Raw genomic sequence first — 22,578 nt, forward strand, 5'->3', positions numbered from 1 at the left:
GTGAGCGATCAGAGCCCCATCCCCGCGACCGACGACCTCCCCGAGCAGATGCGCGTCCGGCGCGAGAAGCTGGACCGGCTCCGGGCGGCCGGCGTCGACCCGTACCCGGTCGGCTTCCCCCGGACCAGCACCATCGCCGACCTCCGGGCCAAGCACCCGGACCTGGCGCCGGACACGGCGACCGGCGAGCGGGTCGGCATCACCGGCCGGGTGATCCTCTCCCGCACCGGCGGCAAGCTCTGCTTCGCCACCCTGCGCGACGGCAGCGGCGACCTCCAGGTGATGTTCTCCCTGGACAAGCTGGGCGAGGAGCGGCTGGCGGCCTGGAAGTCCGACATCGACCTCGGCGACCAGGTCGGCGTCGAGGGCGAGGTGATCACCTCCCGCCGCGGCGAGCTGTCGGTCATGGTGGACGCCTGGGCGCTCACCGCCAAGTGCCTGCGCCCGCTGCCGGACAAGCACAAGGGCCTGACCGACCCGGAGGCCCGGGTCCGCCAGCGGTACGTCGACCTGATCGTCAACCCCGAGGCCCGCGAGATCCTGCACCTGCGCAGCAAGGTGGTCCGCTCGATCCGCCGCACCTACGAGGAGCGCGGCTACATCGAGGTCGAGACCCCGATGCTGCAGCCGGTGCACGGCGGCGCCAACGCGCGTCCGTTCAAGACCCACATCAACGCGTACGACATCGACCTGTTCATGCGCATCGCCCCCGAGCTGTACCTCAAGCGGCTGGTGGTCGGCGGCGCGGAGAAGGTCTTCGAGATCAACCGCAACTTCCGCAACGAGGGCGCGGACTCCACCCACAACCCGGAGTTCACCTCGCTGGAGTCCTACGAGGCCTACGGCGACTACGACACCCAGGCCGAGCTGATCCGGGCGACGATCATCAACGCCGCCCGGGACGCGCTGGGCACCACGGTGATCCGCGGCCTCGACCCGCACGGCGTGGAGCACGAGATCGACCTGGCCGAGCCGTGGGCGGAGGTCAGCGTGTACCCCGGCATCTCGGCGCACCTGGGCACCGAGGTGACCCCGGAGACCGGCGTCGAGGAGCTGCGCGAGCTGGCCGCCGCGCACGGCATCCCGTTCGAGAAGGACTGGGGCCACGGCCAGATCGTGCTGGAGATGGTCGAGCGCCTGCTGGAGGAGAACGCCGTCGCGCCGACCTTCATCAAGGACTACCCGACCGAGGTCTCGCCGCTGACCCGCCAGCACCGCTCGGTCGCGGGCGTGGCCGAGAAGTGGGACCTGGTGATCTTCGGCACCGAGATCGGCACCGCCTACTCCGAGCTGGTCGACCCGGTCGAGCAGCGCGCCCGGCTGACCGCGCAGTCCCTGCTGGCCGCCGGCGGCGACGTCGAGGCGATGCAGGTCGACGAGGACTTCCTGCGGGCCCTGGAGTACGCGATGCCGCCCACCGGCGGCCTCGGCCTCGGGGTGGACCGCCTGATCATGCTGCTCACCGGCAAGAACATCCGGGAGACCGTGCTCTTCCCGCTCGTGAAGCCGGAGCCCAAGGCGTCCGCCGCCACCGCGGCGGCGGACAGGACCGAGGAGGAGTGACCTGATGGACTACGTCAGCGCGATCGTCCCGCCGCTGGTCATGGCGATCGGCTTCGGCTTCCTGGTGCGGGCCATCATCCGCAGCCAGGGCGGGGCCCAGAAGGCCAAGGAGGACGCGGTCGACTGACCCCGTCCCCGCCCGCGAGCACCGGCGCGCCGCCATTCCCGATTCCGGGGTGGCGGCGCGCCGGTTTGCCGCACTTCACAAGATTTGCCCCATTCACTCCCTATCCTGGCCGCACTATGGTCCGGCAACTCGGCGAACTTGAGAACGCCATCATGACCCGGGTGTGGCGGTGGAACCGACCGGTCACGGTTCGCGAGGTTCTGCTGGATCTGCGGTCGGAACGGGAAATCGCGTACACCACCGTGATGACCGTCCTGGACAAGCTCCACAGAAAGGGCTGGCTGCGCCGGGACCGCGCCGGGCGGGCCTATCGATATGAACCGGTCTCGTCCCGCGAGGCCTACACGGCGGCTCTGATGAACGACGCCTGGGCCACCAGCGACAATCCCGCGGCCGCCCTGGTGCACTTCTTCGGCCTCATGTCGCCCGAGCAACGGGAGGCGCTGCGCGACGCGTTGCGGGTGGCCGCTCTGTTCCCGACCGATCCGGCCGGGCCGGATTCCGCGGAGTCCGGGCCGGATACCGGGGGGACCGGACCGGCGCCGGCACGATAACGTCCCGCCATGGAGGTCACCATCCGCCGGGCGCGGACCACGGACGTGCGGGCAGTGCGCGGGCTCATCGACGCCTACTCCCGTGACGGCATTCTGCTCGACAAGCCCACCGTCACCCTGTTCGAATCCGTGCAGGAGTTCTGGGTCGCCGAACGCGACGACACCGGGGCGGTCGTGGCCTGCGGCGCGCTGCACGTCATGTGGGAGGACCTCGCCGAGGTGCGCACCCTCGCGGTCGATCCGTCCTGCCGCGGCCACGGGGTCGGCCACCTGCTGCTGGAGAAGCTGCTGCAGACCGCGCGGTGGCTCGGCGTCCGTCGGATTTTCTGCTTGACGTTCGAGGTGCCCTTCTTCGCGAAACACGGTTTCGTCGAGATCGGCGAGGTCCAGGAAACCGATGATGGTACGACAGACCCGGCGGCGATCGCTACGGATGTCTATGAAGAACTTCTCCGCTCGTACGATGAAGGTGTCGCCGAGTTCCTCGACCTGGAGCGGGTGAAGCCCAACACACTGGGCAACTCGCGCATGCTGCTGCACCTGTGAGCGGCTCCCGACCCGGGCAGGGGTTTGTGTTTTCCGGAGAAAGGCGCTTTCCTTTCCTTAGGCAATGGGTCGTTTAGCGGAAAGGGAAGCCCGTGGCACAGAGGGTGCAGGTCATTCTTGAAGACGATCTCGACGGCGGTTCGGCGGACGAGACGGTGACGTTCGCGCTCGACGGCGTTGCCTACGAGATCGATCTGAAGAGCGCCAACGCGGACAAGCTGCGCGGTCTGCTGGCGCCGTACGTGGAGAAGGGCCGCAAGCAGAGCGGCCGGCTCGCCGGCGCCCGGCGCCCGGGCCGCGGCGCGGCTCCGCGCCCGTCCGGCGGCGCGCCGGACACCGCGAAGGTCCGCGCGTGGGCCAAGGAGCAGGGCCTGGAGGTCAACGACCGCGGCCGGGTGCCGAGCACCGTCCGCGAGGCCTACGACAAGGCCAACGCGGCCTGATCCCGGCAGCGCCGGACCGCCGGAGCGGATGCGGGGCCCCGGTGGTCGCCGGAGGCGCACCTGGCACATGCGCGGGGCGCGGAGGAACCTTCTCCGCGCCCTGCGGCGCGTGCCCGCCCGGCCCGCCCGGCCGAGCCGGGCCGTCCGCCCGGCTCCGCGGGCATGCCGGCGGACCGGGGCACGGGCGCCCCTTCGGGCACCCGCCCGGGCAGCACCGGATCGGGCGGCGGAACAATCACGAGCTGTGCAACGCTGTAGGGGCGGAGCGGTAACGCCGACACCACCGGGATGGCCTACCGACCCCGAGGGCCGGAGCTGACCCGCCGTCACCGCCGGCCGACTTCTCGCCAGGCGAACACCGCCACCGCGGAAACTGCGCGAGAACCATCCCGATACCGGGTATGAATGCAGGTGGACGGTGCCCCGCGCACCGTCCGGGGCAGTACGTGCGACCCGCCGGAGACCCTCCGGATCCGCCGGGGCCGGTGTTGTTCGCCGATGGCGTAGCGGTATCTGGTGCATCCGGCCCACCTGTGGGAACACCGTCTCCCAGCATCAGGTTGGGATTGGTGTCGGCTGGTCGCGCAGCATCTCGCTCCCGTACCGGGGAGTGAATCCGTGGGCCGCGCCGCTGAGCGGGACTAGCATGCGGAAGGACAGGGCGGGGACCGACCCCGAACTGCCCGACCGCTCTGAGGAGCGATAAACGATGTTCGAGAGGTTCACCGACCGCGCGCGGCGGGTTGTCGTCCTGGCTCAGGAAGAAGCCCGGATGCTCAACCACAACTACATCGGCACCGAGCACATCCTCCTGGGTCTGATCCACGAGGGTGAGGGTGTCGCCGCTAAGGCCCTGGAGAGCCTCGGGATTTCTCTTGAGGCCGTTCGCCAGCAGGTCGAGGAGATCATCGGCCAGGGCCAGCAGGCCCCGTCCGGTCACATTCCCTTCACCCCCCGGGCGAAGAAGGTCCTGGAGCTGTCGCTCCGGGAGGCCCTGCAGCTCGGCCACAACTACATCGGCACCGAGCACATCCTGCTCGGCCTGATCCGCGAGGGCGAGGGCGTCGCCGCCCAGGTCCTGGTGAAGCTCGGCGCCGACCTCAACCGGGTGCGCCAGCAGGTCATCCAGCTGCTCTCCGGGTACCAGACCGGCGGCGGCAAGGAGTCGGCCACGGCCGGCGGGCCCGCCGAGGGCACCCCGTCGACCTCGCTGGTCCTCGACCAGTTCGGCCGCAACCTGACCCAGGCCGCCCGCGAGGCCAAGCTCGACCCGGTGATCGGGCGCGAGAAGGAGATCGAGCGGGTCATGCAGGTGCTGTCCCGCCGCACCAAGAACAACCCCGTGCTGATCGGTGAGCCCGGCGTCGGCAAGACGGCCGTGGTCGAGGGCCTGGCCCAGGCGATCGTCAAGGGCGAGGTCCCGGAGACGCTCAAGGACAAGCAGCTCTACACGCTGGACCTGGGCGCCCTGGTGGCCGGCTCGCGCTACCGCGGTGACTTCGAGGAGCGCCTGAAGAAGGTCCTCAAGGAGATCCGCACCCGCGGCGACATCATCCTGTTCATCGACGAGCTGCACACCCTGGTCGGCGCGGGCGCCGCCGAGGGCGCCATCGACGCCGCCAGCATCCTCAAGCCGATGCTGGCCCGTGGTGAGCTGCAGACCATCGGTGCCACCACGCTCGACGAGTACCGCAAGCACCTGGAGAAGGACGCCGCGCTGGAGCGCCGCTTCCAGCCGATCCAGGTCGCCGAGCCGTCGCTGCCGCACACCATCGAGATCCTCAAGGGCCTGCGCGACCGCTACGAGGCCCACCACCGGGTCTCCATCACGGACGCCGCCCTGGTCGCCGCCGCCACCCTGGCCGACCGCTACATCTCGGACCGCTTCCTGCCGGACAAGGCGATCGACCTGATCGACGAGGCCGGCTCCCGGATGCGCATCCGCCGGATGACCGCGCCGCCGGACCTGCGCGAGTTCGACGAGAAGATCGCCGACGTGCGCCGCGAGAAGGAGAGCGCGATCGACGCGCAGGACTTCGAGAAGGCCGCGTCCCTGCGCGACGACGAGAAGCAGCTCCTGCAGGCCAAGGCCAAGCGCGAGAAGGAGTGGAAGGCCGGCGACATGGACGTCGTCGCGGAGGTGGACGAGGAGCTCATCGCCGAGGTCCTGGCCACCGCCACCGGCATCCCGGTCTTCAAGCTGACCGAGGAGGAGTCCTCCCGGCTGCTGCGCATGGAGGACGAGCTGCACAAGCGCGTCATCGGCCAGAAGGACGCCATCAAGGCGCTCTCCCAGGCCATCCGGCGCACCCGTGCGGGCCTCAAGGACCCGAAGCGCCCCGGCGGCTCGTTCATCTTCGCCGGCCCGTCCGGTGTCGGTAAGACCGAGCTGTCCAAGACGCTCGCCGAGTTCCTCTTCGGCGACGAGGACGCGCTGATCTCGCTCGACATGTCCGAGTTCTCGGAGAAGCACACCGTCTCCCGGCTCTTCGGTTCGCCCCCCGGCTACGTGGGCTACGAGGAGGGCGGCCAGCTGACCGAGAAGGTCCGCCGCAAGCCGTTCTCCGTCGTCCTCTTCGACGAGGTCGAGAAGGCCCACCCCGACATCTTCAACTCGCTGCTGCAGATCCTGGAGGACGGTCGCCTGACCGACTCCCAGGGCCGCGTGGTCGACTTCAAGAACACCGTCATCATCATGACGACCAACCTCGGCACCCGGGACATCTCCAAGGGGTTCAACCTGGGCTTCGCGGCCACGGGCGACTCCACCACCGGGTACGAGCGGATGAAGGCGAAGGTCGGCGAGGAGCTCAAGCAGCACTTCCGCCCCGAGTTCCTGAACCGCGTCGACGACATCGTGGTCTTCCACCAGCTGTCCGAGGAAGACATCATCCAGATCGTCGACCTGATGATCGACAAGGTGGACGGCCGGCTGCGGGACCGCGACATGGGCCTGGAGCTCAGCATCGAGGCCAAGAAGCTGCTCGCCAAGCGCGGCTACGACCCGCTGCTCGGTGCCCGTCCGCTGCGCCGCACCATCCAGCGCGAGATCGAGGACCACCTCTCCGAGAAGATCCTCTTCGGCGAGCTGCGAGCCGGTCACATCGTGGTCGTCGGTGTCGAGGGCGAGGGCAAGGAAGCGAAGTTCACCTTCCGCGGCGAGGAGAAGTCCGCGGTCGCGGACACTCCGGCGGCCGTTGCCTCGTCCGGTCCGGACCTGACGAAGTAGTAACAGTTAACAGATAACAGCACACCGTCTGAGCCCCCGGCGTTCGCGCCGGGGGCTCAGTCCGTTTACGTGCCGTTACGAAAACTGTGATCCACCCCACGGGCTCGCAGGTGGGAGGCCTGGTCGGGCGGTGGTGCGAGTGCGACCCAGTAAGCAGGCATCTTTAATGCCAATGTTGTTGACGGATCGTCAGTTGATAGCGAGTCGCGGAGCATAGCGGTGTGGCCATGTAACGGTCAAGGTCTATCTTTTCCGTCCACGCTTGGATCAAATGTCGTCCACCTGTCTTTCATTGGTTTACCGGAAGGCCAAGAGCCGGACCGGTTTGGGGAGGACGTCACAACGTTGAAGATGACCAGGAAAGCCGCCGCGGCCGCCACGGCCGGGGCGGTCATAGCCGCTCTGGGCGCGGGTCTGTTCCCGAGCACGGCCCTCGCGGCCGGCTCGGCGCCCACGCCGAAGGACCCCGCTGACGCCGTTCAGTCGGTCAAGACGGACCACAACCTGCCGGGCCCGCTGACCGAGAAGGTCGAGGCCGAGCAGAAGGCCGCCACCGAGCAGCTGCTCGCCGGCACCGCGAAGGTCGAGGAGCACGGCGGCAGCTCCAGCATCAAGCTGGGCAAGGACAAGTACGTCGAGCTCGCCCGCGAGCGCACGGACAAGATCTTCACCATCCTGGTCGACTTCAGCGACCAGGTGGACAACACCACGAAGACCCCGGACGGCAAGATCAAGTTCGGTGGGGACCCCGGTCCGCAGCACAACCAGATCGAGAAGCCCGACGCGGCGACCAACAACTCGACGCTCTGGCAGGCTGACTACAACCAGCAGCACTACCAGGACATGTACTTCAGCAAGACCCAGGACTCGCTGAAGACCTTCTACGAGAAGCAGTCCTCGGGCCGCTACTCCGTCGACGGCCAGGTCACCGACTGGGTGAAGGTCCCGTGGAACGAGGCCCGTTACGGCTCGGACTACTGCGGCCAGCACGTCTGCAACAACGCGCAGGACCTGATCCGCGACGGCATCAACGCCTGGGTCGCCGACCAGAAGGCCAAGGGCCAGACGGACGCTCAGATCAAGGCCACCATCGCGCAGTACGACCAGTGGGACCGGTACGACTTCGACCACGACGGCAACTTCAACGAGCCCGACGGTTACATCGACCACTTCCAGATCGTGCACGCCGGTGAGGACCAGTCGGCGGGCGGCGGCAAGCAGGGCGACAACGCGCTGTGGGCCCACCGCTCGTACGTCTACGGCACCCAGGCCGGCTCCACCGGCCCCGCCAACAACCTGCTCGGCGGCACCCCGGTCGGCTCCACCGGCATCTGGATCGGTGACTACACCATGCAGCCGGAGAACGGCGGCCTCGGTGTCTTCGCCCACGAGTACGGCCACGACCTCGGCCTGCCGGACCTGTACGACACCTCGGGCAGCGGGATCGACAACTCGGTCGGCTTCTGGTCGCTGATGTCCTCCGGCTCCTGGCTCGGCGAGGGCAAGAACTCGATCGGCGACATGCCGAACGACCTCGACGCCTGGAGCAAGCTCCAGCTCGGCTGGCTGAAGTACGACAAGGCCAAGGCCGGCACCGAGACGACCCACCACATCGGCCCGGTCGAGTACAACTCGAACCTGCCGCAGGCCCTGGTCGTCGACCTGCCGAAGAAGACCGTCACCACCGAGATCAACACCCCGTTCGCGGGTGCCAACGAGTGGTGGAGCGGCAGCGCCGACGACCTCAACGTGTCGCTGGCCCGTGACGTCGACCTGACCGGCAAGACCAGCGCCGCGCTGACGGCCAAGGCCTGGTACGACATCGAGCAGGACTTCGACTACGGCTACGCCGAGGTCTCCACCGACGGTGGCGCCAACTGGACCGCCCTGAACGGCACCTTCAACGGGGTCGCGATCCCGAAGAACGCCGCCGACAAGGCCGGCCTGACCGGCAACTCGGGCAACAAGTGGGGCGACCTGTCGTTCTCGCTCGACGCCTACGCGGGTAAGGCCGTCAAGGTCCGCTTCCACTACACCACCGACGGCGGTCTGCACCTCAAGGGCCTGGCCCTGGACGACATCGCCATCGCCGCCAACGGCGCCACCGTCTTCACCGACGGTGCCGAGAACGGCGACAACGGCTGGACGGCCAACGGCTTCTCCCGCATCACCGGCAAGTTCTCGAACGACTACGCGCAGTACTACATCGCCGAGAACCGCCAGCACATCTCGTACGACCGGACCCTGAAGACCGGCCCGTACAACTTCGGCTTCTCCAACACCAAGCCGAACTGGGTGGAGCACTACCCCTACCAGGCCGGTCTGCTGATCTGGCTGTGGGACACCTCCCAGAGCGACAACAACGTCACCAACCACCCGGGTTCCGGCCTGATCCTCCCGGTCGACTCGCACCCGACCCCGATCAAGTGGACCGACGGCACCCTGATGCGCCCGCGCATCCAGGGCTACGACTCGACCTTCGGCTCGCGCAAGGTCGACAGCCTGACCCTGCACAAGAGCGGCGTCGAGACGGTCGTCCCGAAGGCCAAGGGCGTCGACGAGTTCAGCGACCTCAAGTCGTACTGGTCGAAGGACAACCCGTACAGCAGCGTCATCGTCCCGAAGACCGGCACCAGCATCGAGGTCGAGAACGAGTCCTCGAACTACCTCGAGACCTGGATCCGCGTCCGCCCGGTCGACAACTGATCGAAACGAGCAGTGACGATCAGCCTCTGACCAGGCACTGATTCACCGGTCCGGCCCGTCCCCGCAGCTGCGGGGGCGGGCCGGACGCTTGTCCGCGAGAGGTCCGCGCGGCCGCCGGAGTCCGCCCGTCCGGCGGGGTCCGCGAGGCACTTCCGGTCGGACCTACCGGTCCGGCAGCAGTGCGAGGAAGGCGTCCACCGCCTCGGTGACGTCCTTGCCGGTCCACTCCAGCGCGTCCGCGGCCACCGTGACCTCCGTCATCGACAGCCCCGGCAGGCCCTGCTCGCGCCAGCCGCCGAACAGGGCCGTCCCCGACTCCTCCGCCAGCCGGAGTCCCGCGAGATCCAGCTCCTGCGGGGGGTAGGGAAGCCAGAGCTGGAACTGATGGGTGTGCGGCGGGGCCGGGTGGACCCGGGCGCCCGGAACGCCCGCGAACCCCTCGGCGAGCGCCGCCGCGACCGTCCCGGCATGCGCGACGTACTGCCCCAGGCGCGGCAGTTCGCGGTCCAGGCCGGCCAGCGCGGCGAGCGCCGCCGGCCACTGCTGGAACAGCTGGCCGCCGTAGCGGTGCCGCCAGGCCTTGGCGGTCCGCACGAAGCGGGCGCGGCCGGCCAGCGCCGCGCCGCTGATCCCGCCGAGCGTCTTGTAGAAGGAGACGTAGACCGAGTCGGCCTGGGCGGCGATCTCCGGCAGCGGGCGGTCGAAGTGCACCACCGACTCCCAGATCCGGGCCCCGTCCAGGTGCAGCGCGGCGCCGTGCTCCTCCCGGACCACCGCGGCCACGCCCAGCAGGTCCGCCCAGGACGGCAGGACGAACCCGGCCTCGCGCAGCGGCAGCTCCAGGATCATCGCCGCGTACGGCTCGTCGAAGGCCCGCAGCTCGGCCACGGTGGGGAGCCGCGGCGCGACCGTGGGCCAGACGCTGCGCAGACCGCTGAGCCGCCCCAGCGCGTGCCGCTCGTGCAGTTCGGTGTGCCCGAGCGGGTGGGTGGCCACGGTCGGCAGCGCGGCGGCCTCGGCGTGGATCCGCAGCGCGACCTGCTGGGCCATCGTGCCGGTGGGGAAGAACGCGGCGTCCTCGGTGCCGAGCAGCTCGGCGACCCGGTTCTCCAGGGCCCGCACCACGCCGTCGCCGTACATGTCCGGCCGCCGGTCCAGGTCGTAGGCGCCCTCGCCCTCCTCGGCCAGGGCGGCGAGCCGCTCGCGCAGGCTTCGCGGCCGGGTGCCGGAGAGCAGCCGCTCGCAGCCGCGCAGCGCGGTGTACCGGCGCTCCTGGACGCCGGGCCCGCGGTCGGCTTCGGTCTCTTCGCTCCTGTTGGGATACATGCGTCGATGGTCCCGCAGGGACGGCGCGGGGTCAGCGGTGCGGACACCACGGGCGCCGCGGGCCCGGCCGGAGCCCGGCGCCGGGTGGCACTGGTCACAAGCACCCCCCGCGGTACGAGCGGCGGTAGTAGCGCGACGCGGCGGGGCCCCGGGAGACGGGGGCCGTGACCCTACTGTCGGATCACATGATCGTTACTCCGTCGGCTTGAATCTCCGGCCGGACGGTGACTACACGCCGTAGTACGTCACACCGTTTGGGAGTCCGCTCGGTGACGGTTACACCTGAGTGGTCCCTGCTCAGCACGCCCGAACGGGCTCGTTGCGCTGCCCCCGTACGTCCGTGAGGTCGAGCTACCGATGTCTTCCGTCCCGCCCATGGGGCCGGCCCTGCGCCGCCTCGCCGCCGACGCGGCGAACCGGGCGGCCGCCTGGCAGCCCCGGCTCGGCCAGGCCGTCCGCACCCACGCCGCCCCGCTCCGCACGCTCACCGCGCCCCGCCACGTGCTCCCCGGGGGCCCGCTGCGGGCCGACCGGCACCGCACCGGCACCGCGATCGGCGCGAGCGCGGTGATACTGTCCGGCGCCCTGCTGGTCGCCGCCCCCGGCAGCGCCTCGGCGCAGACGGTCGTACCCACCACCCCCGGCAGCTCCGCCTTCACCTCCTCGCCCGCCGCGGTGCCCGCCCCCACGCCGGTGCAGGTCGCCGGCCCGAGCGCCTACAAGCTGCCGCACGAGCACGGCTCGGCGCAGGAGTACGTGGCGGTCGCCGCCAACCTGCTGCCCCCGGAGCCGCCCGCCCCGGCCGCGCCGTCCGCCGACCAGGCTCCGGCCGCCGAGCCCGCCCCGGCTCCCGCTCCGGCTCCGGCCCCCGCACCCGCACCCGCCCCCGCACCCGCTCCGGCCCCCGCGCCCGAGTGGTCCGCGCCGGTGCCGGGCGCGCCGACCAGCAACCCGTACGGCGTGGCCAACCCCGAGTACGCGGCCGGCTACCACACCGGCGTGGACTTCGCGGTGTCCCCGGGCACCGCGCTGCTCGCGGTCGGCAACGCCACCGTCGTGTCGGCCGGCTGGGACGGCGCCTACGGCAAGGAGGTCGTGCTGCGGCTGGCCGACGGGCGGTACGCGCAGTACGCGCACATGTCGTCGATCTCGGTGTCGGCGGGCGACCGGGTGTCGGCCGCCGAGCAGATCGGCCGCTCCGGGAACACCGGCAACTCGACCGGGCCCCACCTGCACTTCGAGATCCGCTCCAGCAACCACTACGGCGCGGTGGTCAACCCGATCGCCTACCTCTCCGGGCACGGGGTCACCGGCTTCTGAGGCCGCGGCACACGACGAGGGGCGGACCGGTCCACGCGACCGGTCCGCCCCTCGGGCGTTCGTGGGCGGGCGCCGGGCCGCTCAGACCCGGACCGGGGGGCTGATCAGGGCGCCGATCTCCAGCGCGACCCGCTGCGCGGCCGCCATCGCCTCCTCCACGGTGGCCACCGGTACGGCGTGCTCCGGGACGTGCCCGGGCTCCTGGCACTCGGCGGCGTCCTGCTTGATCAGGAACAGGGCCGAGTTGATGGTGAACAGCGACATCGCGGCGCGCAGCCGGTCCTCGAAGGTGGCCTCCGGGCCGTGCACCAGCCGGACCATCGCGATCATGCGGTCCTTGAACTCCACCCCGGCGGGCGAGTCGCGCAGCGCGGGCTGGTTCTCGTGGAAGAAGCGCAGCAGCGGGGCCCGCTCCGACATGCCCGCCGCGAACCGGCGGATCAGCTCGTCGCGCAGCGCGGGCGTCCACTCCTGCTCGCGGCCCCAGGCGATGGTGTCGTCGATCGGCGCGGCCATGCTCTGCACGATGCCGTGGACGATGTCGTCCTTGGTCTTGAAGTGGTAGTAGAGCGCGGCCTTGGTGACGCCCAGGCGGTCGGCGATCTCGCGGAGCGAGGTCTGCTCGTACCCCTGTTCGGAGAAGAGCTCCAGTGCGACCGCGACGATACGGGCCCGGGTGTCGCTGCGGGGGCTGTGCGTCGTACCCATGGCCTGCCTCGTTGACTGCGTCGGTGACTGCTGTGGCTGCGTTCGGCCGGCGCCGGTCGACGCCTGCCCGTCCGAACTCATTCTCCCCGTTCCGGTGGTCGACCTGGAAACTGGCTTGACGACCGGCTAGTGCACAACTTACCGTGCCGACGGTCCACAAACTAGCCGGGCGACAAGTAAGTAAGCCTTCCGCAGGCCAGATCGGTCGTCCGCCTCCAGTCCGGGAGACACCACCCCATGTCACAACCCAAGGCCGCCACCCCGGCACCGGAAACGACGACGCCCGAGGAGCAGCAGACGCGCTCCCCCCGGGAGATCCGCCTGGTCATGATCGGCCTGGTGGTCACCATGCTGCTGGCCATGCTCGACAACCTGATCGTCGGCACCGCGATGCCGACGATCGTCGGCGACCTCGGCGGCGCCGAGCACCTGTCCTGGGTGGTGACCGCCTACACCCTGGCCACCGCCGCCTCCACCCCGATCTGGGGCAAGCTCGGCGACCTCTACGGCCGCAAGGGCATCTTCCTCACCTCGATCGTGATCTTCCTCGTGGGTTCGGCGCTGTCCGGCCTCTCGCAGAACATGAACGAGCTGATCGGCTTCCGCGCCCTCCAGGGCCTGGGCGCCGGCGGTCTGATGGTCGGCGTGATGTCGATCATGGGCGCGCTGGTCCCGCCGCGTGACCGCGGCAAGTACCAGGGCATGTTCGCCGCGGTGATGGCGCTCGCCACCATCGGCGGCCCGCTGGTCGGCGGCTTCATCACCGACCACCTGAGCTGGCACTGGACCTTCTACATCAACCTGCCGCTCGGCGTGATCGCGCTCGCCGTCGTCGTGGTCACCCTGAAGCTGCCGAAGGTCCGCAGCAAGGCCCGCATCGACTACGTCGGCGCGCTCCTGCTCACCACCGGCATCACCGCGCTCACCCTGATCACCACCTGGGGCGGCCAGGAGTACGCCTGGGGCTCCAAGCAGATCCTGGGCCTGGGCGCGCTCGCCGCCGCCACGCTGATCGCCTTCTGCTACGTCGAGCAGCGGGTCGAGGAGCCGATGCTCCCGCTCGACCTGTTCAAGAACCTGAACTTCACCCTGGTCTCGCTGATCGGCTTCATCGTCGGCTTCGTGATGTTCGGCTCGACCGTCTTCCTGCCGCTCTACCAGCAGACCGTGCAGGGCGCCTCGGCGACCAACTCCGGCCTGCTGCTGATGCCGATGATGTTCGGCATGCTGGTCGTCTCGCTGGTGGTCGGCCAGGCGGTCACCAAGACCGGCAAGTACCGGATCTACCCGATCATCGGCACCATCGTGATGACCGGCGGCATGCTGCTGCTGTCCATGCTCTCCACCGACACCAGCAGCTTCGCCTCGGCCTGCTACATGGTGGTGCTCGGCGCCGGCATGGGCTTCCTGATGCAGATCACCATGCTGGTCGCGCAGAACAGCGTGGAGCTCAAGGACATGGGCGTGGCCAGCTCCACCGCCACGCTGTTCCGCACCATCGGCGGTTCCTTCGGTGTGGCGCTGTTCGGGGCCCTGTTCAACAACCGGGTGACCGAGACCATGAAGGAGCGGCTCGGCGACGCGGCCGCCAACGGCGGTGGCAAGGGTGACCCGAGCTCCCTGAGCCCGGCCGCGCTGCGGGCGCTGCCCGCCCCGGTCCAGGACGCGTACCACCACGCCGTGGCCAACGGCATGCACACCGTCTTCCTCTGGGGCGCCGCGGCCGCGGTGATCTCGATCGCCGCGGCGGTGTTCCTGCGCGAGGTGCCGCTGCGCGGCGCCGGCTCGCCGGCGAAGGACGACGCCAAGGGCACCGAGCCCAACATCGAGGCCGTCGCGATCTGACGCCCGGAAAGCCCCCCTCCCGCCCTGGGAGGGGGGCTTTCGCGTCTCCGGGCGCGGGTGGTTCCGGTCCGCCGTCCCGCAGGCCGCCACGGGCCGCCACGGGCCGCCCCCGTGCTACTGCGGCAGGCGGTAGACCCCCTGCTCGACCGGTTCGACCAGGCCGTCGGCGACCAGTCCGTCCAGCGCCCGGGCCCGCTGCACCGCGTCCGGCCAGACCGCGTCCAGCCGTGCCTGCCCGACCGTGCCGTGCGCGTCCCGCAGCACCGCGAGGAGCTTCCCGCGCACCTGCCGGTCCGTTCCCTCGTAGGTCTGGCCGCGCCGGGCCGGGCCCTCGTACGGCGGGCGGCCGGCCCGCTGCCACGCGCAGTGGTTGAACAGCGGACAGCCGCCGCACTCCGGTGCGCGCGCCGTGCAGACCAGGGCCCCCAGCTCCATCACGCCGACCGCCCAGGTCGCCGCCGTGTCGGCGTCGTCGGGCAGCAGCGCCGTCGCCGTCCGCCGCTCGGCCGCCGTGGTGGCCTGGGCCGGGTACTCCACCCCGGTCACCGCGCGGGCGAACACCCGCCGGACGTTGGTGTCGAGCACCACGTGCCGCTGGCGGAAGGCGAACGAGGCCACCGCCGCGGCCGTGTACTCCCCGACGCCGGGCAGCGAGAGCAGCGTCGCGTGGTCGTCCGGGACGACGCCGCCGTGCTTCTCGGTGATCGCCACCGCCGCCCCGTGCAGGCGCAGCGCCCGCCGCGGGTAGCCCAGCCGGCCCCACATCCGGACCGCCTCGCCCGGCGCGTCGGCCGCCAGGTCGGCCGGTGTCGGCCAGCGCTCCAGCCATGCCGCGTAGGCCGGCAGCACCCGCTTCACCGGGGTCTGCTGGAGCATGAACTCGCTGACCATCACCGCCCAGGGCGAGGCCTCCGGGGTCCGCCAGGGGAGGTCGCGCTGGTGGGCGTCGTACCAGCCGAGGACGGTCGAGTGCAGCACCGGCAGCGGCAGCGGCAGCGCCGGTACGGCGGCCGCCGCGGACGAGGGGGCGGGGACGGCGGGGGTGACGGTGATGGCAGCCATGGCCCTTCGATCCTCCCATGTCCGCGCCGCGGCTCGAAGCGGGTGCGGGACCGGGTGGGGAGCGGCCTCGGAGCGGCCTCGGAGCTGCCTCTGATCAGGCTCGGAGCTGCCTCGGAGCGGACGGGCGGGTTCCGGATTGCCTCGGAAGGCCCCCACCCGGACTCCCCCGAACGGCTCATATGGCGGATCATGTGAAGGAAGGGACGAGTGTGCGGTGTTGATGAGTCACAGGGCACACACTGTCTCGTAGAGTTTGGGCGTGCCTTCTCTGCGTCAACCCGTGGGACCGTTGCCGGCCTCGATCTACTGGCGACGGCGTCTCGTCGTCGCCGTCGCCGCCGCCGCGGTCGTCGCCCTGCTCGTCTGGCTGATGTCCGATCAGGGTGGTGGTGGTGACGGACCGGCGGGCAAGGGCGCGCAGGCCGCTCCCTCCCAGACCCCGGTCCAGACGATCACCCCGGGCGCGTCGTCGACCGGGCCCGCGAACAACTCGCGCCCCGGCAGCGGCGGGACGGGCGGCACCAACCCGGGCGGCGGCGCGGTCTCCGGATCCGGTGGCGGCGACGCCAGCCTCAGCACCGGCGGCACGGGCTCCGGTGGCGCGGCCAACCCGGCCGCCGGCGGCGGCTCGGCCACCGGCGGATCGGCCGGCGGCGGGTCCGCCGCGGGCGGTACCGGCGGCGGCGCGGCCGGCGGCTCCGGCGGCAGCGGCGGCGGCACTCCCCCGGTGAACACCTCCGAGGTGATGGCGCTGCCCGTCTGCGCCTCCTCCCAGGTGACGCTGGAGCTGGCCAGTGCCCAGAACTCCTACCAGCCCAAGGACAAGCCGAAGCTGACGCTGACCGTCCACAACTCCTCCGGCGCCAACTGCCGAGTGGACCTCGGGCGGACGGCCTCCGCCATCACGGTGACGGCCAGCAACGGCGACCGCGTCTGGTCCTCCGGCGACTGCCCGGCCGACCGCGGCGGCAACTGGGTGCAGATCCCGGCCAACAGCGGCCTGACCGAGACCTTCACCTGGGACCGCGGCCGCAGCAAGCCGCAGTGCGCCACCGCCGATCCGGCGGCCGCGCCCGCCGGCACCTACCTGGTGGTCGCCGACCTCACCGGCCTCTCCGGCGGCCAGGTGTCGGCGCGCTCCTCGATCCGCCTGGAGAGCTGAGCGCCCCGAACGCCCCGCTCCCGACGCCCTCCCGCCAAGCCCCGGCGCCCGCCGCGCCGGGGCTTCGGCGCGTTTCCGGCCACCTCCGGACGGGGTTCGCCGGGGCGGCGCGACGGGCGGCGCCGCGACACGGAGCGGCCCCCGGGGAAGGTTCCCCGAGGGCCGCCCGCACGTACTGGTCGTCGTCAGACGTAGCGCTCCAGGATGGACGATTCAGCAAGTCGGGACAGGCCCTCGCGCACCGAGCGCGCCCTGGTCTCGCCGACGCCCTCGACCGTCTGCAGATCGTCGATGCTGGCCGCGAGCAGCTTCTGCAGTCCGCCGAAATGCTCGACCAGCCGCTCTATCACGGTGTTGGGCAGGCGCGGGATCTTGGCCAGCAGGCGGTAGCCGCGCGGCGAGACCGCGGAGTCCAGCGACTCCGGCGAGCCCGAGTAGCCGAGCGCCTTGGCCACCGTCTGCAGATCGAGCAGCTCGGCGTGGGTCAGCGCCTCCAGATCGGCCAGCACCTCGGCGACCGTCCGGCCCTTCTTCGCGGCCCGCTCCGGGAAGTAGTCCCGGGCGACCAGCTCGCGCTCCGGCTCCACGCCCGCGATCAGCTCGTCCAGTTGGAGGGAGAGCAGCCGGCCGTCGATACCGAGCTCCAGCACGTAGCCGGCGATCTCGGTGGCGATCAGCCGGACCATCTCCAGCCGCTGGGCGACGGCGGTGACGTCCCGGACCGTCACCAGGTCCTCGATCTCCAGGGCGGAGAGCGTGCCGGCCACCTCGTCCAGCCGGAGCTTGTACCGCTCCAGCGTGGCCAGCGCCTGGTTCGCCCGGGACAGGACGGTGGTGGAGTCCTCCAGCACCCGGCGGGTGCCGTTCACGTACATCGCGATCAGCCGCATCGAGTGCGACACCGCGACCACGGGGAACCCGGTCTGCCGGTTGACCCGCTCCGCGGTGCGGTGGCGGGTGCCCGTCTCGTCGGTGGGGATGGTGGAGTCCGGCATCAGGTGCACCCCGGCCCGGACGATCTTGGTGATGTCCTTGTCCAGCACCACGGCGCCGTCGAGCTTGCACAGCTCGCGGAGCCGGGTCGCGGTGAACTCGACGTCCAGGACGAACCCGCCGGTACAGATCGACTCGACGGTCTTGTCGAAGCCGAGCACGATCAGACCGCCGGTGTTGGCCCGCAGCACGCGTTCCAGGCCGTCACGCAGCCCCGTGCCGGGGGCGATGGCGGTGAGGGAGGCCCGCAGCAGGGCCTCCTCGCGGGAGGACTTGTCCACCCGGTCGCTGCCTGCCACGTGACTCCTCCGGTCGACCCCGTGCCGCGCGCCTCGCGCCGTGCGCCGGCCTACGGTCTGTCGCTCTGTCGCTTATTACTGCCTTATTGCCAATTAGACAGGGGAAAGTCTAACTGCGTGCGGCATTAACAGGGCTTGGGTCAGCGCAGTTCGTCCGAGTCGACCGGCTCCCACCCCTCCATGAGCTCCTCCGGGTAGGCCGCGACGGGCGCCGCGGCGGCGGCCCGGCGCGGGGTCGGCGGCGCCGACGGCGCCTCACCGCGCGGCTTGGCGGCGGCCCGGCGGCGGCCCGGGATGGCCCGCAGCGCCTCACCGATGTCCGCGACCTCGACGACCGTCATCCCCGCCGGCACCTTGCCCGGGTCCGGCGGGACCAGCGCGTGCGTGAAGCCCAGCCGGTGCGCCTCGGCCAGCCGCCGCTGCACACCCGTCACCCGCCGTACCTCGCCCGCCAGACCGACCTCGCCGATCGCCACCAGGTTGCTCGGGAGCGGGGTGTCCGAGGAGGAGCTGGCCACGGCGAGCGCGATCGCGAGGTCCGCCGAGGGTTCGCTCAGCTTCACCCCGCCGACCGTCGCGGTGTAGATGTCCTGCTTGCCGAGCTTGACCCCGCCGTGCCGCTCGACCACGGCCAGGATCATCGCGATCCGGGGCGACTCCAGGCCGGAGGTCGTCCGGCGCGGGGACGGGATCTGCGAATCCACCATCAGCGCCTGCACCTCCGCCACCAGCGGACGCCGGCCCTCCAGCGTGACGGTCAGGCAGGTCCCGGGGACGGGCTTGTCACGCCTGGTCAGGAAGAGGCCGGAGGGATCGGCCAGGCCCACAATGCCCTCGTCGTGCAGCTCGAAGCAGCCGACCTCGTCGGTGGCGCCGTAGCGGTTCTTGATCCCGCGGATGATCCGCAGCCGGGCGTGGCGGTCCCCCTCGAAGCTCAGCACCACGTCCACCAGGTGCTCCAGCAGGCGGGGCCCGGCGATCTGGCCGTCCTTGGTGACGTGGCCGACCAGGAGGGTGGCCATGCCGCGGTCCTTGGACGCCCGGATCAGCGCACCGGCCACCTCGCGGACCTGGGCCGGCCCGCCGGGCGCGCCGTCCAGCTCGGCGGAGGCGATGGTCTGCACCGAGTCCAGGATCAGCAGGCCCGGGTTCACCGCGTCGATGTGCCCGAGGACGGCGCCGAGATCGGACTCGGCCGCGAGGTAGAGGTGCTCGGAGAGCGCGTTGATCCGGTCCGCCCGCAGCCGGACCTGACCGGCCGACTCCTCACCGGTGACGTAGAGCGTGCGGTGCTGGGCACTGGCCGCCTTGGCCGCGACGTCCAGCAGCAGGGTGGACTTGCCGACGCCGGGCTCGCCGGCCAGCAGCACCACGGCGCCGGGGACGAGGCCGCCGCCGAGCACCCGGTCCAGCTCGGGCACACCGGTGGAGCGGGCCGTCGCGACCTGGCCGTCGATCTGGGCGATCGGGCGCGCGGGCGCGCTCACCGGCCCGGCGGCCGTCGTCCTGATCGGCACCGCGCCGTACTCCTCGACCGTGCCCCAGGCGTTGCACTCCGGGCAGCGGCCGACCCATTTGGGCAGCTGGTTGCCGCACTCGGTGCAGCGGTACGCCGGGCGCGGCTTGGCGGTGGTCTTGGTGCGGGCAGCCATGCGGTCACCGTAGCGCCTGGGTACGACAACGCGGGTCCGGCGGCCGCGGCGCGGGGACGGGACGGTGCGGGCACCTCCGGTCCACGAATGGGCGATGTTGTTACCCGAAAGAAGTACAACAGCAGGGAAGAGCCCGGGCGGGGGCCCGGGTCTCTCTACCGTCGGACGGGTGACAACGCGTATCGAAGGGCCGCGCGACCCCGTGCTCGCGGCGTACGACCGGCAGGTGGACGGCCTGTTCACCTACTGCCTCTCGGTGCTGTGCGAGCACGACGCGGCCGCGGCCGCCCTGCGCGAGGTGCGCGAGGTGGCGCGGCGGCACGGGGCCCGGCTCACCGAACCGGGGATGGTCCGGGCCTGGCTGTACTCGCTGGCCCGGTACTGCTGCCTGCGGCGCCTGGAGGACGGGGGCGGACTCGGCGGCGGTGGCGCTGCCGGTCCCGGTGCCGCCGCCGGGGCCGCCGCCGTCGCCGGCCTGCTCGACGCGGTGACCGGCGCGGGTACCGGCGGTGCGGGCCCGTCGGACGCCGCCGGTCCCTCGGCCGCGGAGGCGGGCCGTCGGCGCCGGGAGCTGGCCTCGCTGGCCTGGCCCGAGGCGGCCGGCACCGACCCCGAGCAGCGCGAGGCGCTGGAGCTGTCGGTGCGCCACCGGCTGAGCCCGATCGAGGTGGCGGCCGTCCTGGGCGTCCCCTTCGAGAGCTGCCGCGCACTGCTCGCCTCGGCCGAGGCCGAGGTCGGCCGGACCAGGGCGGCGCTGCTGGTGCTCGGTGTCGGCAGCTGCCCCGAACTGGACCGGCTCGGCGGGGCCGGGGCGGAGAGCTGGCGGGACTGGGTGCTCGGCCCCGCGCTGCGCCGCGAGCTGGTGCAGCACGTGGCGGACTGCCCGACCTGTCGGGGCACCGCCGAGCGGGTGGCCGGCGAGGTGACGCAGGGCGCCGACGGCCTGTCCGGGCTGCCGGTCCTGTCCGCCCCGGCGGCCCCGGCGGCGACCGGGGCAGGGACCGACGGGGCGGTGTTCCTGCCGCGTGCGGCGGAGGGGGCGGCCCGGCGGAGGTCCTCGGGGCCGGCCCCGGTGGTCGAGCCCGGTCTCCGGTTCGACCAGGGCGGGTTCCCGCGCCACCGGGCGCCGGACAGCGGCCGGGCCCGCGCGGTACGCCGCCGGGTGGTGACCACCGGAGTGCTGGCCGCCGTCTTGGCCGCGCCGGTGGTGGCGCTCTGGGCCGGCCACCGGGGTGGCGGCGGCACCGGGGCGGCGGCCTCCGTCTCCTCGGTCCGGGTCGAGGACGACGCGCGGTCCGCCGGGCACCGACCGGGCGGGCCGGGGGCGGTGGCCGGGCAGTCCGGGCTGCCCGGCGGGGTGGTGGGGGCCGTGGGCGCCGCCCCGGCGGTGGCGGGGCTGGAACTGGCCGGGGCCAGGGGTGCAGAAACGTTGCTCCCGGGGATCCAGGGCCCCGCGATTCCGGTCCCCGGCCGGGGCGCCACCCCGCTCGGCAGTCCGACACTGGTCGCCGCACCGGCCCCCGCCGTCACCGGCGGCCCGGGCACCGCGCCGGGCACCGCAGGCCCCGCCGGTGGTCCGGGGGCACCGGCCACCGCGCCGATCGGGCTGCTGACCGTCGAGGCCGGCGAGTACGGCAACCGCACCGTCCTCACGCTGACCAACTCCGGCGCCACCGAGATCCGCTGGCACGCCGAGGTGGGGGCCGCCTGGCTGCGCCTCAGCCGGGACGCCGGAACGCTCGCACCGGGCCAGCGAATCACGGTGATCGTCACCGTCGACGAGGACCTCGCGCCGGACGCGCACTGGACCGCCCGGATCGCCCTGCCGCCCTCGCAGGCGGTGGTCACCCTGGAGGGCGGCCCGCACCACCGGGGCGGCAGCACCTCGGCGCCGGGCGAGCCGACCTCGGCCCCGACCGATCCGGGGCCGACGCCCACTGGCGGTACGCCGACGGGCCCGCCGACCGGTGGTACCCCGACCGGGCCCGGACCCACGGCGGCGCCGACCGGACCGACCGCGACGGCCGCGCCGAGCGGCACGCCGACGACCGCTCCCCCGGCGACACCGACCGGAGCTCCGACGGGCGCGCCGACAGGGGCGCCCACGGGCGCTCCGACCGGGCCGGGGACGGGGACAGGCACGGGGACGGGGACGGGGACGGGGGCGCCCAGCGGGGCCGCGTCGCCGGGCGGGTCGGCGTCGCCGGCGCCGAGGGGCGGCGCGTCGGCGCCCGCTTCGCCGCGTTGAACCGGGAGGGGAGCGGGAGGGGAGCGGGAGGCACGGGCCGGGGTGGGGACGCCCTGCCCCCGGCCCCGCCACCCGCCCCCGGCCCCGTGGCTCAGCCGGTCAGCCGGTCAGCCGGTCAGCCGGTCAGCCCGGCGATGCCGTCGCCGAGGTACTTCGCCCCGAGGACGACCAGGAGGACGATCACGATGGCCGCGTTGTGCGCGGCCATCCACGCCTTCCACTCACCCAGCACCCGGGTCGACCGGTCGCCGCCGAACCGGGACACCGCCAGCGGCACCACCGTGCAGAGCGAGCCGATCACCACCATCAGCGCGGCCGCGCCCGCCTTGCCGCCGCCGGAGGCCGTACTGGTGGCGATCGAGACCGCACCGCCCACCGCCAGCACCAGGTTCTTCGGGTTGGCCACCACCAGGGCGGCGCCCAGGCCGGCCGCCCGGACCGGGGTGAAGCGGTCGATCGCCTGCATCCACGTCGGCGGCGCGTGCACATGGCCCTCGCGCGGGCGGCCCCGCCACTGCTCGAACCCCAGCAGCAGGAACAGCGCGCCCAGCGCCAGCTTCAGCCACCACGCCCAGGCCGGCGGGGCGGAGCCGGTGCTCAGCCCCGAGCCGGCCGACACCACCACCGCGACCACCGCTCCCAGCGCCGCCACCCAGCCGCCCGTGAAGGCCGGCCCGTTGGTCCGGCCCTGCGGGGTGGCCAGCACCAGGATCACGGCGATCAGCGGCATCGGGCTGAGCGCGATGCCGACGGCCGAGGCCAGCATCTGGCCGACGGCGTCACCCATCCCGACTC

The 22,578-nt window shown here is 72.1% G+C and carries 17 protein-coding genes; 11 read left to right on the forward strand and 6 right to left on the reverse strand.

Features of this window, described 5'->3' with window-relative positions; translation table 11 throughout:
• The 7 genes from lysX (at position 1) to ACIF6L_RS01950 (ending at position 9,168) form a co-directional block, all read left to right on the forward strand.
• The gene (lysX, locus tag ACIF6L_RS01920; protein WP_329488347.1) at positions 1-1,563 is read left to right on the forward strand and encodes a bifunctional lysylphosphatidylglycerol synthetase/lysine--tRNA ligase LysX; all 1,563 of its coding nucleotides are present in this window, start codon (positions 1-3) and stop codon (positions 1,561-1,563) included.
• Between the two features lie 4 nt (positions 1,564-1,567).
• Positions 1,568-1,690, forward strand: coding sequence for a hypothetical protein (locus ACIF6L_RS01925; RefSeq protein WP_329488349.1), 123 nt, complete (start codon positions 1,568-1,570; stop codon positions 1,688-1,690).
• A 116-nt stretch (positions 1,691-1,806) separates the two neighbouring features.
• Positions 1,807-2,244 (forward strand): BlaI/MecI/CopY family transcriptional regulator, encoded by a 438-nt coding sequence (locus ACIF6L_RS01930; RefSeq protein WP_329488350.1) that lies wholly within the window; start codon positions 1,807-1,809, stop codon positions 2,242-2,244.
• Positions 2,245-2,253: 9 nt separating this feature from the next.
• On the forward strand, positions 2,254-2,790 hold the full coding sequence (locus tag ACIF6L_RS01935; protein WP_329488351.1) for an amino-acid N-acetyltransferase: 537 nt from the start codon (positions 2,254-2,256) through the stop codon (positions 2,788-2,790).
• A 92-nt stretch (positions 2,791-2,882) separates the two neighbouring features.
• The gene (locus tag ACIF6L_RS01940) at positions 2,883-3,233 is read left to right on the forward strand and encodes an Lsr2 family protein (RefSeq protein WP_396485807.1); all 351 of its coding nucleotides are present in this window, start codon (positions 2,883-2,885) and stop codon (positions 3,231-3,233) included.
• A gap of 709 nt (positions 3,234-3,942) precedes the next feature.
• Positions 3,943-6,462, forward strand: coding sequence for an ATP-dependent Clp protease ATP-binding subunit (locus tag ACIF6L_RS01945; RefSeq protein ID WP_329488353.1), 2,520 nt, complete (start codon positions 3,943-3,945; stop codon positions 6,460-6,462).
• A 351-nt stretch (positions 6,463-6,813) separates the two neighbouring features.
• Entirely contained in the window at positions 6,814-9,168 is a 2,355-nt protein-coding gene (locus ACIF6L_RS01950; RefSeq protein ID WP_329488354.1) for an immune inhibitor A domain-containing protein, read from the forward strand.
• 162 nt (positions 9,169-9,330) lie between these two features.
• On the opposite strand, the gene ACIF6L_RS01955 is transcribed toward ACIF6L_RS01950, so the two are convergent.
• On the reverse strand, positions 9,331-10,494 hold the full coding sequence (locus ACIF6L_RS01955; protein WP_396485808.1) for a threonine aldolase family protein: 1,164 nt from the start codon (positions 10,492-10,494) through the stop codon (positions 9,331-9,333).
• A gap of 375 nt (positions 10,495-10,869) precedes the next feature.
• Between ACIF6L_RS01955 and ACIF6L_RS01960 the strand changes: the two genes are divergently transcribed.
• The gene (locus tag ACIF6L_RS01960) at positions 10,870-11,814 is read left to right on the forward strand and encodes a M23 family metallopeptidase (protein ID WP_396492453.1); all 945 of its coding nucleotides are present in this window, start codon (positions 10,870-10,872) and stop codon (positions 11,812-11,814) included.
• Between the two features lie 81 nt (positions 11,815-11,895).
• On the opposite strand, the gene ACIF6L_RS01965 is transcribed toward ACIF6L_RS01960, so the two are convergent.
• A complete protein-coding gene (locus tag ACIF6L_RS01965; RefSeq protein ID WP_352286128.1) occupies positions 11,896-12,522 on the reverse strand; it encodes a helix-turn-helix domain-containing protein in 627 nt (208 codons plus the stop codon).
• Positions 12,523-12,759: 237 nt separating this feature from the next.
• On the opposite strand from ACIF6L_RS01965, the gene ACIF6L_RS01970 reads away from it, so the two are divergent.
• A complete protein-coding gene (locus ACIF6L_RS01970; protein ID WP_359805174.1) occupies positions 12,760-14,367 on the forward strand; it encodes an MDR family MFS transporter in 1,608 nt (535 codons plus the stop codon).
• Positions 14,368-14,481: 114 nt separating this feature from the next.
• Here ACIF6L_RS01970 and ACIF6L_RS01975 read toward each other — a convergent pair whose 3' ends face one another.
• Entirely contained in the window at positions 14,482-15,429 is a 948-nt protein-coding gene (locus tag ACIF6L_RS01975; protein ID WP_396485813.1) for an A/G-specific adenine glycosylase, read from the reverse strand.
• 259 nt (positions 15,430-15,688) lie between these two features.
• Here ACIF6L_RS01975 and ACIF6L_RS01980 point away from each other — a divergent pair, with 259 nt between their 5' ends.
• Positions 15,689-16,591, forward strand: a complete 903-nt coding sequence (locus ACIF6L_RS01980) for a hypothetical protein (protein WP_396485815.1) — start codon at positions 15,689-15,691, stop codon at positions 16,589-16,591.
• Positions 16,592-16,776: 185 nt separating this feature from the next.
• On the opposite strand, the gene disA is transcribed toward ACIF6L_RS01980, so the two are convergent.
• Both disA and radA read right to left on the reverse strand, forming a co-directional pair.
• Positions 16,777-17,883, reverse strand: a complete 1,107-nt coding sequence (disA, locus tag ACIF6L_RS01985; RefSeq protein ID WP_329488361.1) for a DNA integrity scanning diadenylate cyclase DisA — start codon at positions 17,881-17,883, stop codon at positions 16,777-16,779.
• Positions 17,884-18,023: 140 nt separating this feature from the next.
• Positions 18,024-19,535: a DNA repair protein RadA gene (gene radA, locus ACIF6L_RS01990; RefSeq protein ID WP_352286122.1), complete on the reverse strand. Its 1,512-nt coding sequence runs from the start codon at positions 19,533-19,535 to the stop codon at positions 18,024-18,026.
• A 169-nt stretch (positions 19,536-19,704) separates the two neighbouring features.
• Here radA and ACIF6L_RS01995 point away from each other — a divergent pair, with 169 nt between their 5' ends.
• A complete protein-coding gene (locus ACIF6L_RS01995; protein ID WP_396485816.1) occupies positions 19,705-21,783 on the forward strand; it encodes a sigma-70 family RNA polymerase sigma factor in 2,079 nt (692 codons plus the stop codon).
• 115 nt (positions 21,784-21,898) lie between these two features.
• Here ACIF6L_RS01995 and ACIF6L_RS02000 read toward each other — a convergent pair whose 3' ends face one another.
• The gene (locus ACIF6L_RS02000; RefSeq protein ID WP_396485818.1) at positions 21,899-22,570 is read right to left on the reverse strand and encodes a GAP family protein; all 672 of its coding nucleotides are present in this window, start codon (positions 22,568-22,570) and stop codon (positions 21,899-21,901) included.
• Positions 22,571-22,578: the final 8 nt, after the last annotated feature.

The sequence above is a fragment of the Kitasatospora sp. NPDC086009 genome (genome assembly GCF_044540385.1).
In the GTDB taxonomy this organism is placed as follows: Bacteria; Actinomycetota; Actinomycetes; order Streptomycetales; family Streptomycetaceae; genus Kitasatospora.